This window comes from Mycolicibacter sinensis (assembly GCF_001667375.1).
Taxonomy (GTDB): Bacteria; Actinomycetota; Actinomycetes; order Mycobacteriales; family Mycobacteriaceae; genus Mycobacterium; species Mycobacterium sinense_A.
Window position 1 is genome coordinate 1 of the sequence record NZ_LZIN01000073.1, and the last position, 13061, is coordinate 13061.

Genomic DNA, 13061 nt, shown 5'->3' on the forward strand with positions numbered 1-13061 from the left:
GGGCGCCAAGGATGTGGCAAAAACAACAACAAACAAAAACCACCAAACACACTATTGAGTTCTCAAACAACACGCCCACTCGGACGCGCAGTCAACCCGCGGCTAAAAGCCGCGCATTGGCAGTGCGGACAAGTGAAACGCCCCCGGAATCGCTATGCGATCTTTGCGGTTCCCGCGGGCTTGTCGCGCTGACCGGGTCTGGCCTGGTCGCTGCGACGTGGACTAAGTTACGCGAGGTGAAACTGGGAGTCAAATCCGCTGCTAGAAGCGGTATCTCGGCCGCTTCAAGATCAGCTTCCCGCGCGCAGAGCGCCCCGCAAAGCCCCCGCTAGACCCGCTGAACGCCGGCCACGTTGCGCTTGCCGCGGCGCAGCACCAGCCAGCGGCCGTGCAGGAAGTCGTCGGGCTGCGGCGCCCATTCCTCGGTGTCGACCCGGACGTTGTTCACCGAGACGCCTCCCTCGCCGATCGTGCGGCGAGCCGCGCCCCGACTCGTCGACAGTCCGGTGGCGACCAGCAGGTCCACGATCCCGTCGGCGGCACCGGGCTCCAGCTGGGCCACCGAGGTCTCCTGCAGGGCTGCGGTCAGGGTCGATTCGTCCAGCCGGGTCAGCTCACCCCGGCCGAACAGCGCCTGGCTGGCCAGCTCGACGGCCTCGGTGGCCGCCTCACCGTGCACCAGGGTGGTGAACTCGCGGGCCAGCCGGCGCTGGGCGGCCCGCTCGTGCGGGCGCTCGGCCGTCGCCTGCTCCAACTCGCCCAGCTCGTCGACCGATAAAAAGGTGAACCAGCGCAGGTAGCGGATCACGTCCGCATCGGCGGTGTTGAAGAAGTACTGGTACCAGGCATACGGGCTGGTCATCTCCGGATCCAGCCACAGGCTGCCGCCCCCGGTGGACTTGCCGAATTTGGTGCCGTCGGCGGCGGTCACCAACGGGACGGTCAGCGCGTGCACCGTCGCGCCCAACTTCTGGCGCACCAGACGGACGCCGGCGATGATGTTGCCCCACTGGTCGGAGCCGCCGATCTGCAGCGCGCAGCCGTGCCGCTGATGCAGCTGCACGTAGTCGTTGGCCTGCAGCAGCATGTAGCTGAACTCGGTGTAGGAGATGCCCTCGGAATCGAGCCGGCGCCGGATGGTGTCGCGGTCCAGCATCACGTTGACCGAGAAGTGCTTGCCGACATCACGCAGGAACTCCAGCGCGGACAACGAGGCGGTCCAGTCCAGGTTGTTGACCACGATCGCACCGGTGGGACTGTCGTCGAAATCGACGAACCGCTCCAACTGCCCGCGGATCCGCTCGGACCACTCGGCCACCGTGTCGGCGGTGCTGAGGGTGCGTTCGCCCGTTTCGCGCGGATCGCCGATCAGACCGGTGGCCCCGCCGGCCAGCACGATCGGCCGGTGCCCGGCGCGCTGGAAGCGGCGCAACGCCAGCAACGGCACCAGGTTTCCGGCGTGCAGGCTGGGCGCGGTCGGGTCGAATCCGGCGTAGACGGTGATCGGCCCGGCCGTCACCTCGGCGCTCAGCGCGCCCAGGTCGGTGGATTGGGCGATCAGCCCGCGCCAGCTCAGCTCGTCGAGAATCGTCGTCGGCATGGGTCGATTTTCCCGGATCAGTCGCTGGCGCCGGGCGCCGGTGCCCGCGGGCTGCGTCGGTAGGCCGATACTTCGGGGCGGCCGGGCACCCAAAACCGCCACGGCCGGTCTGCGGCCTGGCTGACTCCGACTCGGGGTCCGGTCTGGGCGGCCGGCTGCGCACTGAGCATCAGCCGCACCGGACTGCGCGCGTCGAACAGGTCGATTCCGTTGTCTTCCATGGTGATTCCCAGAGCCGAGCACAGGTTTCCCGGGCCGCGGGCCATGCCGGTGCTCGGCACCGCTTCACCGCGACGGGACCGCGCCACCGCACATCCTTGCTCGATGACCGCGGCCCGCAGCAACACCGCGGCGGCCGTCCCGTCCGGGCCGCAGGCCACGTTGGCGCAGACGTGCATGCCGTAGCTGCGGTAGGTGTACAGCCGGCCGGGCGGGCCGAACATCACCGTGTTGCGCCCGGTGGGCCCGCGATAGGAATGCGCCGCCGGGTCCGGCCAGGGCCCGTCCGGCACGCCACCGTAGGCCTCTACCTCGACGATCGTCGCGCGCACCCCGCGGGCGTCGAGGGTGGCGCCGAGCAGCAGGCGGGCGGCCGCGAGCGGATCCACCGCAAGCCGGTCAGCACTCACGCCGGAGATTGTGCCGGATGCTTGACAACACGTCGCGACCGGCAGAATATTCATCACATGATGATTTCATCGCGTGATGAATTATCCGGCCCCCACACCGCCCCGGCCGTCGACATCGAACACCTGCGGGTGGTCCGCGGCAAGCGGCCGGTGCTGCGCGATGTGTCGTTGCGGCTCGCTCCCGGCGCGATCACCGGCCTGCTCGGGCCGTCGGGCTGCGGAAAAACAACCCTGATGCGCTGCATCGTGGGGACCCAGGTCATCACCGGCGGGCGCGTCGAGGTGCTGGGCAGCCCGGCCGGCTCGGCCCCGCTGCGGCACCGGGTCGGCTACATGCCCCAGCAGCCGACCATCTACGACGACCTGCGGGTGATCGACAACGTGCGGTACTTCGCGGCGTTGGCCGGGGCCGACACCCGGGCCGCCGACGAGGCGGTCGACTCGGTCGATCTGCGATCCCACCGCGGTGACTACTGCGGCAACCTGTCCGGCGGTCAGCGCGCCCGGGTCTCGTTGGCCTGCGCGCTGGTGGGCCGGCCGGACCTGCTGGTGCTCGACGAGCCGACGATCGGCCTGGACCCGGTGCTGCGCGCGGAGCTCTGGCAGCAGTTCGCGGCGCTGGCCCAGGGCGGCACCACGCTGCTGGTGTCCAGCCACGTGATGGACGAGGCCGACCACTGCGGCGATCTGCTGCTCATGCGCGAAGGCGCGCTGCTGGCGCGCACCTCACCGAGACGACTGCGAGAGGAGACCGGATGTACGTCGATGGAGGAAGCGTTCCTGTCCGTCATCCGCCGCACCACCGCGCCCCGAACCGGGTGACCGGCACGCTGCAGCTGCGGCCTTTCCTGGCGACCACCCAGCGGATCCTGCGCCAGCTGGCCGGCGATCACCGCAGTGTCGCGATGGTGCTGCTGCTACCCGGCCTGGTGATCACGCTGATGTATTTCATGTTCGCCGAGGTGGCGCACCCGCCGGGAACACCCTCGCCGTTCAACACCGCCTGCCTGATCCTGCTGGGACTGTTCCCGCTGTTCCTGATGTTCGTCATCACCGCGATCACCATGCAGCGCGAACGCGCGTCGGGAACGTTGGAACGCATCTTGACCACACCGCTGCGCCGGCTCGACCTGCTGGCCGCCTACGGGACGGCATTCTCGATCGCGGCGGCCGCCCAAGCCAGCCTGGCGTGCGTGGTCGCGTTCTGGTTGCTGGGCTTCGAGACCCTGGGCAGCCCGGCATGGGTGTTCGTCATCGCGATCGTCAACGCGGTGCTCGGCGTCGGGCTGGGCCTGTTGTGCAGTGCCTTCGCCCGCACCGAATTCCAAGCCGTGCAGTTCATTCCGCTGGTCATGGTGCCGCAGCTGCTGCTGGCCGGGATCATCGTGCCCCGGGCGGCGATGCCCGAGTGGCTGCAGTGGATCAGCAACGCACTGCCGGCCAGCTATGCACTAGAGGCACTTCAGCAGGTGGGCACGCATCCGGAGTTGACCGGGATCGCGGTGCGCGACATCGTCATCGTGCTGGCGTTCGCGATCGCCGCGCTGTGTTTGGCAGCCGTGACGCTGCGGCGGCGGACGGGGTAATGTCCGCCGAGATGAGCAACCGAAAGCCGGGGCGCCCCGCCGGCGCCTCCGGTACCCGGGACCGGATTCTGGCGTCGGCACGGGAGCTGTTCGCCCGCAACGGGTTCGCGAACACCTCGATTCGCTCGGTAGCCGCCGATGCAGGTGTCGACGCCGCGCTGGTGCACCACTACTTCGGCACCAAACAGCAGCTGTTCGCCGCCGCCACCGAGCTGCCCATCGATCCGATGGTCGTGCTGGGGCCGCTGCGGGAAACTCCCGTCGAGCGGCTCGGCCGCACTATGCCGGAGCTGCTGCTGCCACTGTGGGATTCGCAGACCGGCACCGGGCTGATCGCGGCGTTGCGCTCGATGCTGACCGGAACCGAAGTGCCGCTGGCCCGTTCGTTCTTCCGCGACATCGTGGTCGCAGAACTGGCCCACCGCGTCGACGAACCGACCGGGACCGGTGTGCTGCGCGCCGAATTCGCCGCGAGCCAACTGATGGGCATCGTGGTCGCCCGCTACATCATCGGTCTGGAACCGCTGGCCTCACTGCCCGCCGAGCAGATCGTGGCGATCATCGCCCCGACCCTGCAGCGTTATCTCACCGGGGATCTGCCGGCGGAGCCTGGGCGATGAGACGGGCATGCTCGTCGTCGTCGACCGTGGTCGCCTCGTCAGCCAGCAACACCGGGATGTCGTCCTCGATGCGGTAGGCGCGGCGCAGCCGCGGGTTGTACAGCGCCCGGTCACCGGAGCCGCCGGAACGCTGGACCAGCAGCAGCGGGCCGCGGTCGGCCGGGCAGACCAGGATGGCCAACAGGGCGGCGTCGATCACGAGGGGCTCCCGGCCAGTTCGGCGCGCACCGCGGCGGTCAGCCGCTTGAACTGCTGGCTGGCGGCATCGAAGTACCAGGCGTTACGTCCGGCCTTGGGCAGCCCGGCCTCACGCAGCGCGCCCGGCGTCGGGCGGTAGACAGCGCTCAGCGGCAGATCCGGCACGACGTGGATGATGTCGGGCCCGGCCCCGACCGGGATCTCGGCCACCGCCTCACTGAGGTCCGCGGCGGTGATCGTCGCTCCCGGCCGTACCGTCACCGCCGACACGACGAGTTCCGCCGCGCCCGGCGAGCCGGGCGACACCCGGTAGGTCACCGCCAGATCGATGCCGTTGACGGTGCCCAGCGCGTCGGTGATGACCACCGGATAGGCGATCCCGCGAGCGGTATGGATGCTCGAACCGCGCCCGCCGGCCAGCCAGTAGTCGCCGTCGGCGTCGCGGCGGAACAGGTATTCGGTGGAGATCCAGGTGTCGGCCGGCGCGAACACCCCGCGCTTGACCGAGGCCGACGGGTCGATCGGGCCGCGCGGTTTGGCCAGCAGCACTCCGACTTCGTCGGTCTCAGCGACGCGCACGAAACCCCGGTCGTCTTCCAGGATTAAATCGTGTTCGGAGTCGTAGGCGGCCAACTCGACTTCCACCGCGCCGGGCAACGGTCGGCCCTTGCTGCCGACCTTGGCGCCGGAGACGTTGGCCAGCACCGCCTGGCCGTCGGTGGTGGCGAAGAACTCGACCACGTGGGCCGGCGCGAACGCCTCGGTGACCCGGTTCCACAGACCGACCGGCATACCGGAGCCGATGAACAGCCGCACCGGGTGGTTGCCCTGCAGCACGAAGTTGGGGTCGTCGATTACTTCGCGCAGCATCGCCCAGGTGTAGGACACCACGCTGACCCCGTACTGGCGGACCTCGGCGACGAACCGGTCGGGCTTCAGGCCGCGTGACAGCGCGATGCGCGCCCCGCCCACCACCGCGCCGCCGAGGCTGACCAGCAGCCCGGACTCGTGGTGCAGCGGGGTCAGGCAGTACAGCGTGTCGTTCGGGCCCAGCGCGGCCGTCGAGGCGGTGCCGAACGCCGAGAGCGCCCAGCGGTAGTTGGTGATCTGCTTGGCCACCAGCTCGCCGGCCACCGTGCCGATGGCGACGAACGCCAGATCGCGGGCGAATCCCGGGTTGGGCCGGTACCAGCCGGGCAGCTCGACGGCGTCGGGATCGATCTGTTCCATGTCGATGACGCCTTCAGCGTCAGCGGGCAGATCCAGGTCGCGCGTCTCGCCGCCACCGAGCACCAGGAGTTGGCAGTCCAATTCGCGGGCCGCCGCCAACGCCAGGTCGAGATTGCCCGGGTCGGTGATGATCTCGGAGGTGCCGCCCAGGCCTGCGGCCGCGGCCAGGTCCCCGTCCGGTGGCATCAGCACCGCGACCGCACCCAATCGGGACAACGCCGCGATCGCGACCATGGCGCTGGGCCGGGTGTCCATCAGCACGCCGACGTGGACGCCTTGGCGCACACCGACGTCGATCAGCCCGCGAACGACGTTGTCGATACGTTTGTTGACCGCCTCATAGGTGTGCACCCGCCCGTCGAACAGCAGGAACTCGCCGTCCGGGGACTCGGCCGCCTGCTCATCGATGATGCGGCCCAACGAGATTCGGGTGTGGTCATTGATCTGTCCGAGCCGGGCCAACCGGGGCAGGGTGCGCGCGGTCTCGACCGCCATGGTGCGCATCGATTTCTGCGCCGCCACCATGGCGTCGGCGGCACCGCGCGCCAGGGTGAGCGCGACACCGCCGGCCTCCCCCAGCCCGTGCGCGATCCGCGACGTCATCGCGACGCCGCCCTTGGTGTGCTCGGAGGTCTGGTCGGCCATCAGCGCCACGCCGGCGGGCTGTGGACCCTGACCTTCTTGCCACAGCACCCAGTCGGCGACGGTCGGCCAAGTCAGTTCGGCAGCCTTGGATCCCACCACCAGACCGAAATGCCCGGCCCGCAACAGGTATTCGAAGACCTTCGCGTTGGGAGCAGCGCGGCGGATACCGCGGACCGCGACCGGCTGGCCGATGTCGTCGACCTCGCCGACGAACGCCAGTACCGGGCAGGTGATGTCGGTCAGCGTCACCAGTTGCCCGTTGATCGCGAAGCCGCCGGTCATCATCCGGTTGTGCGCGATGAACTGCTTGAGCAGCTCCGAGATGGCCGGACCCGACCAGGCGATCCAGCCCTCGGACTCCAGGAACCGCCGCTGCGCCTCGCGCGGCAGCAGGGCCTCCCGGTCGTGCAGCTGGCGCAGAAAGTCCATCCGGGCCTTGGCGGTCTTGAGCGGGTCCATCATCTGGAAACCGATCCGCGCCTGCCAGCCGGCGATGTCCAGCCGATTGAAGACGTGGTCGGCCATGAAGGCCGCCACCACCGAGGCGATATTCGGCGGCACACCCATCGGCAGCGCGGCCAGGGTGTCCACCGGGGAGCCGAACGCGATGATGCTGGCGATGCTCTTCGAATGCCGGTAGGCGGCGGCCTGGTAGGCGAACATGCCGCCCTGGGAGTAGCCGGCCAGGTGCACGTCACGTCCGGACGTCTCGGCGACGGTGTCGATCGCCTGGCTCAGGCCGACGATATGGTCAGCCAGATTGCGCCGCATGCCGCCCTCGACCTCGTCGGGCGAGCCGAAGTCGATCACCCACGGATCAACCCCGGCCGCGTGCAGAATGCCGACCGCTCCGTCCTCACGGGTGACGTCCCACATGTTCGCCGACATCATCATCGGGTGCACCAGCAGCACCGGCGGGCCCGGCCGCGGCTGTCCGGGCCGATTGTCGGGGGGGAAGTAGCGCCGCAGCTTGTACATCGGTGTGCTCTCGACGATCTGGAACGGCGACGGCACGGTGCCGGTCTCCAGGCCGCCCCAGCGCAGCACCTCCAGGCCGTTTTGCGCGGTGGCCATCAGCCACTCGACCGGCCGGGTGATGGCCGACAGGTTCAGATCCACGCTGCTCCCCTACTTCGCGCCTGATCGTCAATGACGTGCACATTCTGGCACATCAGCGCGGTCGACCCGGCTCGTTCAGCCGCAGGCAGTAGCGTTCTGGCAGTGGCACACCTGCTCGGAGCCGAGGCCCTTCACCTGCAGTACCCCACCGGTGTGGTGCTCGACTCAGTCACCCTCGGGGTGAACGACGGCGCTCGCATCGGCATCGTGGGCCGCAACGGCGACGGCAAGTCCTCTCTGCTGCGGCTGCTTGCCGGTGCCATGACGCCGGACTCCGGCCGGGTCACCCGCCGCACCGGCCTGCGGGTCGGTTTGCTGGACCAGGCCGACACCCTCGACCCCAACCGGACCCTCGGGGTGAGTTTGGTCGGCGATCAGGCCGACCACGAGTGGGCGTCCAACCCGCGGATTCGTGATGTGGTCGACGGCCTGGTCTCCGACATCGCGTGGGACGCACTTGTTGCCGGGCTCTCCGGCGGGCAACGCCGGCGGGTGCAACTGGCCGCGCTGCTGATCGGCGAATGGGATGTGATCGCCCTCGACGAGCCCACCAACCACCTCGATGTGGAGGGCATCACCTGGCTGGCCGGCCACCTGCAGCAGCGCTGGGCCCGCAACACCGGCGGCCTGCTGGTGGTCACTCACGACCGCTGGTTCCTCGACGAGGTGGCCACCACCACGTGGGAGGTGCACGACCGCGTCGTCGAGCCCTTCCAGGGCGGCTACGCGGCCTACGTCCTGCAGCGGGTGGAGCGCGACCGGATGGCCGCGGCCAGCGAAGCCAAGCGGCAGAACGTGTTACGCAAGGAGCTGGCCTGGCTGCGCCGAGGCGCGCCGGCCCGTACCTCCAAGCCCAAGTTCCGCATCGAGGCGGCCAACGCGCTGATCGCCGACGTGCCCCCGCTGCGCGACGATGTCGAGCTGATGAAGCTGGCCACAGCGCGGCTGGGCAAGGACGTCATCGACCTGCTCGACGTTTCGGTCTCATTCGACGGCCAGGAGGTGCTGCGCGACATCGAGTGGCGGATCGGTCCTGGTGAGCGCACCGGGATCGTCGGGGCCAACGGCGCCGGGAAGTCCACGCTGCTCGGGTTGATCGCCGGCACTGTGACGCCCGACTCCGGCCGGGTCAAGCGCGGCAAGACGGTGCGGTTGGGCATGCTCGATCAGCAGTCCGGGGAGTTGGCGTCGCTCAGCGAGGACCGGGTGGCCGACGTGCTGGGCCGGCTGCGTAACGACTATCAGGTCGACGGCCGCGAGATGACGCCGGCGCAGCTGCTGGAGCGGCTCGGGTTCGGCAGCGCGCAGTTGTCGGCGCGGGTGGGTGAGCTCTCCGGCGGGCAGCGTCGCCGGTTGCAGTTGATGCTCACGCTGCTGGCCGAGCCGAATGTGCTGGTGCTCGACGAGCCGACCAACGACGTCGACACCGACATGCTGACCGCCACCGAGGATCTGCTGGACTCCTGGCCGGGCACGCTGATCGTCGTCTCCCACGACCGATACCTGCTGGAGCGGGTCACCGATCAGCAGTACGCGATCCTGGACGGCCGGCTGCGGCATCTGCCCGGTGGTGTCGACGAGTACCTACGGCTGGTCGCCTCGACGCGGCGTCGCGCACCGGTCTCACGGTCCGCGCCCGCCGCCGCTGATTCGGGGGCGTTGTCGGGAGCGGAATTGCGTGCCGCACAGAAGGATCTGACCGCCGTGGAGCGCCGGCTGGCCCGGCTGGCCGAACAGATTGAGGCCAAGCACCACGAATTGGCCGCTTTCGACCAGTCCGATCACGTGGGCTTGGCCGAGCTCACCCGGCAGCTGCGGGCGTTGGAGGATGAGGTGGCCTCCCAGGAGGGCCGGTGGCTGGAGCTCTCGGAGATCATCGAATAGCACTGGCGTCACAGCAGTCCCGGCAGCACCGTGGGGGAAGCAGGTGGATGTTGCCGAATCGGATAGCGCCTGCGCTATCACACGGCACACCGGCGGCCGTGATATCGCCGGCGCCATCGTTTTTCCAACGTCGCACCACCCCGAGGTGACGGTGCTGATGTGGCAGCCGTGACTACCGTCTGGTCAGCGTCGCTCGAAATGCTGGTAGTCCACCGGTGATTTCCAGTTGCCGCCCCAGCGCCAGCCGGCGTCGGTGAAGACGCGCACCGCCGGGTCCCCGGGGTGCAGCAGGCCCGGCTCGATCCGGTGGCGGTCCAAATAGACCTTGGCGTTCTTGGGCTCGAATCCGTGGCGGTCGACCGACGGGTTCAGCAGCGGGTTGATGTCGATGGCGCGGCCGTAGGCGTGCTGCGCCCAGTTCCCCGAGCCCCGAATACGCCGGCAGTTGAACGCCGAGGTGTTGTTGTCCTCCATCGACAATTCATCGTCGCCGCCACGGTAGTTCGCGACCGCCCGCATCTTCTCAATCGGGAAGTCCAGCCGGTACAGCCGCTCGAATATGGCGATAACCTGCGGAACCAATTCCTGGTGCACGATCAACTCGCCGCGGTGCGCCTTCGCGTCGAAGCCGAGGTGGGTCACGGTGACCCGCCGCAGTTGCGCCGGGGTAACCGGGCAGCCGGGGCGCCAGGTGGCGCCGAGCTCGGCGGCCGTGACGGCGGTGACGGTAGCGGGTGCCGGTGACGCTGTGCTGGACGGCGGAGGCGGCGCGGGCGGGCCGGCCGACTCGGCCGGCAACGGCGCACCGGTGCACTGCGGCAACAACCCGCACACCGCGATCGCCGACAGCAGCCGGATGCCTCGGCGGCCGGTGCTCCGCCCGGCCGGAGCGCTCAGCCGTCGAGCCATTTCCGCTGCCGCGCAGTGCGTTCGGTGAGACCGGCCAGCTGGTCGGCGACCCGCGCCGGTGCGGTGCCGCCGCGGGCGTCGCGGGAGGCCACCGAACCTTCGATGGTGAGCACCTCGCGCACCTGCGGGGTCAGGTCGGAACTGATGGCGGCCAGTTCGGCATCGGTCAGTTCGTCGAGGCCGACGCCGCGCTGCTCGGCGGCCTTCACCGCCGCGCCTGCCGCCTCGTGCGCGACCCGGAACGGAACCCCTTGCCGCACCAGCCATTCGGCGATGTCGGTGGCCAGGGTGTAGCCGGCCGGCGCCAGCTCGGCCATCCGCTCGGTGTCGAAGCGCAGGGTGCCGACCAGTCCGGCCATCGCCGGTAGCAGCAGTTCCAGCTGGGCCGCCGAGTCGAACACCGGCTCCTTGTCCTCTTGCAGGTCCCGGTTGTAGGCCAACGGCTGGGCTTTCAGCGTCGCCAACAGGCCGGTGAGGTTGCCGATCAGCCGCCCGGACTTGCCGCGGGCCAGCTCGGCGATGTCGGGATTCTTCTTCTGCGGCATGATCGAGCTGCCGGTCGACCAGGAGTCGTGCAGTACTGCGTAGCCGAATTCCGTTGAGCTCCAGAGGATGATGTCCTCGGCCAGCCGGGACAGGTCGACGGCGATCATCGCGAACACGAACGCGCCCTCGGCGGCGAAGTCGCGTGCGGCGGTGGCGTCGATCGAGTTATCGGCGGCGGCGGTGAAGCCGAGCTCGGCGGCGATAGCGTCCGGGTTCAAACCCAGCGACGAACCGGCCAGCGCCCCCGATCCGTACGGCGAGACCGCGGCGCGGGCATCGAAGTCGATGATGCGGTCCACGTCGCGCAGCAGCGGGTGGGCGTGGGCGAGCAGGTGGTGCGCCAGCAGCACCGGTTGGGCGGACTGCAGGTGCGTCTTGCCCGGCATGATCGCGCTCGGGTGGGCGGCGGCCTGATGCGCCAGCGCGTCGACCACGTCGAGCACCCCGGCGGCCACCCGCCGGACCGCGTCGCGCAGCCACATCCGAAACAGCGTGGCCACCTGGTCGTTTCGTGAGCGCCCGGCGCGCAGCCGGCCGCCCAGCTCGGCGCCGACCCGGTCGATCAGGCCGCGTTCCAGCGCGCCGTGCACGTCCTCGTCGGTGACCAGCGCGCCGAAGCTGCCGTCGGCGACGTCTGCGCCGAGGCTGTCCAGGCCGGCCAGCAGACCGTCGCGTTGCTCGTCGGTGAGCAGCCCGGCCTCGTGCAGCACCTTCGCGTGCGCCTTGGACGCGGCGACGTCGTAGGGGGCCAGCACCCAGTCGAAGTGGGTGGATTTGCTCAGCGCGGCCAGTGCGTCCGACGGCCCTTCGGCGAACCGCCCGCCCCACAGCGATCCCTCGTTGGTGCTCATGCGGTCACCTTTCTCCGGCGAGCGGTCAAAATGTCAGCCCAGGTCGCGGCGGGCGGAGATCTTCGAGCTCAGCCCGTGGATCTCGACGAACCCACGCGCGGCGGTCTGGTCGAAGGTGTCGCCCTCGTCGTAGGTGGCCAGGTTGAAGTCGTACAACGACTCCGCGCTGCGCCGGCCGTTCACCGCGATGTGCCCGCCGTGCAGCACCAGCCGCACCTCACCGGACACGTGCTGCTGGGTATGCGCCACAAACGACTCCAGGGCCGACTTCAGCGGCGAGTACCACAGCCCGTCGTACACCAGCTCGGCCCACTTCTGGTCGGTGTGCCGCTTGAACCGGCCCAGCTCGCGCTCCAAGGTGACGTGCTCGAGCTCGGTGTGCGCCGTGATCAGCACCATGGCACCGGGCGCCTCGTAGATCTCGCGGCTCTTGATGCCCACCAGCCGGTCCTCGACCACGTCCAGGCGTCCCACGCCCTGGGCGCCGGCGCGCCGGTTGAGCTCGACGATGGCCTCCAGCACCGACACCGGCTTGCCGTCGATCGAGACCGGGACCCCGCGCTCGAATCCGACGATCACCTCGTCGGGGGTGTTCCAGTTGACCGTCGGGTCCTCGGTGTAGTCGTAGACGTCCTTGGTCGGGGCGTTCCACAGATGCTCGAGGAACCCGGTCTCTACCGCCCGGCCCCACACGTTCTGGTCGATGGAGAACGGCGAGCGCTTGGTGACGTTGATCGGGATGTCGTTCTCCTCGGCGAACGCGATCGCCTTCTCCCGGGTCCAGGCGTAGTCGCGGACCGGAGCCAGCACCTTGAGATCCGGTGCCAGCGAGGCGAATCCGACCTCGAAACGCACCTGGTCGTTGCCCTTGCCGGTGCAGCCGTGCGCGACGGTGCCGCCGCCGTGTTCACGGGCCGCGGCCACCAGGTGCTTGACGATCAGCGGGCGGCTGATTGCCGAGACCAGCGGGTAGCGGTCCATGTAGAGCGCGTTGGACTGAATGGTGGGCAGGCAGTAGCCCTCGGCGAACTCGTCGCGGGCGTCGACCACGACGGCTTCCACCGCACCGCAGTCCAGCGCCCGCTGGCGCACCAGTTCCATGTCCTCGCCGCCCTGGCCGAGGTCGATGGCGACGGCGACGACCTCGCGGCCGGTCTCCTTGCCGATCCAGCTGATCGCCACCGAGGTGTCCAGGCCGCCGGAATACGCCAGGATGACGCGTTCGGACATCGAGATTCTCCTTG

At 69.4% G+C, this 13061-nt stretch carries 11 protein-coding genes; 4 read left to right on the forward strand and 7 right to left on the reverse strand.

All coding sequences use genetic code 11. The annotated features are described in order from the left end of the window. Positions 1 to 328: 328 nt before the first annotated feature. Together tyrS and A5771_RS14290 are read right to left on the reverse strand one after the other, a co-directional pair. A complete protein-coding gene (gene tyrS / locus A5771_RS14285) occupies positions 329 to 1600 on the reverse strand; it encodes a tyrosine--tRNA ligase (RefSeq protein ID WP_064855874.1) in 1272 nt (423 codons plus the stop codon). A 17-nt stretch (positions 1601 to 1617) separates the two neighbouring features. Continuing rightward, positions 1618 to 2229: a DNA-3-methyladenine glycosylase gene (locus A5771_RS14290; RefSeq protein WP_109401141.1), complete on the reverse strand. Its 612-nt coding sequence runs from the start codon at positions 2227 to 2229 to the stop codon at positions 1618 to 1620. Between the two features lie 57 nt (positions 2230 to 2286). Between A5771_RS14290 and A5771_RS14295 the strand changes: the two genes are divergently transcribed. The 3 genes from A5771_RS14295 to A5771_RS14305 are packed head-to-tail and all read left to right on the forward strand — an operon-like array spanning position 2287 to position 4435. Continuing rightward, positions 2287 to 3051: an ABC transporter ATP-binding protein gene (locus A5771_RS14295; protein ID WP_064855875.1), complete on the forward strand. Its 765-nt coding sequence runs from the start codon at positions 2287 to 2289 to the stop codon at positions 3049 to 3051. Next, entirely contained in the window at positions 2985 to 3815 is an 831-nt protein-coding gene (locus A5771_RS14300; RefSeq protein WP_064855876.1) for an ABC transporter permease, read from the forward strand. The genes A5771_RS14295 and A5771_RS14300 overlap by 67 nt, the downstream gene beginning before the upstream one ends. Continuing rightward, positions 3815 to 4435: a TetR family transcriptional regulator gene (locus tag A5771_RS14305; RefSeq protein WP_064855877.1), complete on the forward strand. Its 621-nt coding sequence runs from the start codon at positions 3815 to 3817 to the stop codon at positions 4433 to 4435. The genes A5771_RS14300 and A5771_RS14305 overlap by 1 nt, the downstream gene beginning before the upstream one ends. On the opposite strand, the gene A5771_RS14310 is transcribed toward A5771_RS14305, so the two are convergent. Next, positions 4401 to 4634 (reverse strand): Trm112 family protein, encoded by a 234-nt coding sequence (locus A5771_RS14310; protein WP_064855878.1) that lies wholly within the window; start codon positions 4632 to 4634, stop codon positions 4401 to 4403. The two genes, A5771_RS14305 and A5771_RS14310, sit on opposite strands and share 35 nt — an antisense overlap. Further along, positions 4631 to 7627 (reverse strand): acyl-CoA synthetase, encoded by a 2997-nt coding sequence (locus tag A5771_RS14315; protein WP_064855879.1) that lies wholly within the window; start codon positions 7625 to 7627, stop codon positions 4631 to 4633. The genes A5771_RS14310 and A5771_RS14315 overlap by 4 nt, the downstream gene beginning before the upstream one ends. Before the next feature lie 102 nt (positions 7628 to 7729). On the opposite strand from A5771_RS14315, the gene A5771_RS14320 reads away from it, so the two are divergent. Next, positions 7730 to 9511 carry an ABC-F family ATP-binding cassette domain-containing protein gene (locus tag A5771_RS14320; RefSeq protein ID WP_064855880.1) on the forward strand — a complete coding sequence of 594 codons (1782 nt, stop codon included), beginning with the start codon at positions 7730 to 7732 and terminating at the stop codon, positions 9509 to 9511. Positions 9512 to 9694: 183 nt separating this feature from the next. Here A5771_RS14320 and A5771_RS14325 read toward each other — a convergent pair whose 3' ends face one another. Genes A5771_RS14325 through A5771_RS14335 form a run of 3 tightly spaced genes read right to left on the reverse strand, consistent with a single transcriptional unit; the run spans position 9695 to position 13047 of the window. Continuing rightward, positions 9695 to 10420: a M15 family metallopeptidase gene (locus tag A5771_RS14325; protein WP_082947230.1), complete on the reverse strand. Its 726-nt coding sequence runs from the start codon at positions 10418 to 10420 to the stop codon at positions 9695 to 9697. Then, positions 10405 to 11817, reverse strand: a complete 1413-nt coding sequence (gene argH / locus A5771_RS14330; protein WP_064855881.1) for an argininosuccinate lyase — start codon at positions 11815 to 11817, stop codon at positions 10405 to 10407. The genes A5771_RS14325 and argH overlap by 16 nt, the downstream gene beginning before the upstream one ends. Positions 11818 to 11850: 33 nt before the next feature. After that, a complete protein-coding gene (locus tag A5771_RS14335; protein WP_064855882.1) occupies positions 11851 to 13047 on the reverse strand; it encodes an argininosuccinate synthase in 1197 nt (398 codons plus the stop codon). Between the last annotated feature and the right edge of the window lie 14 nt (positions 13048 to 13061).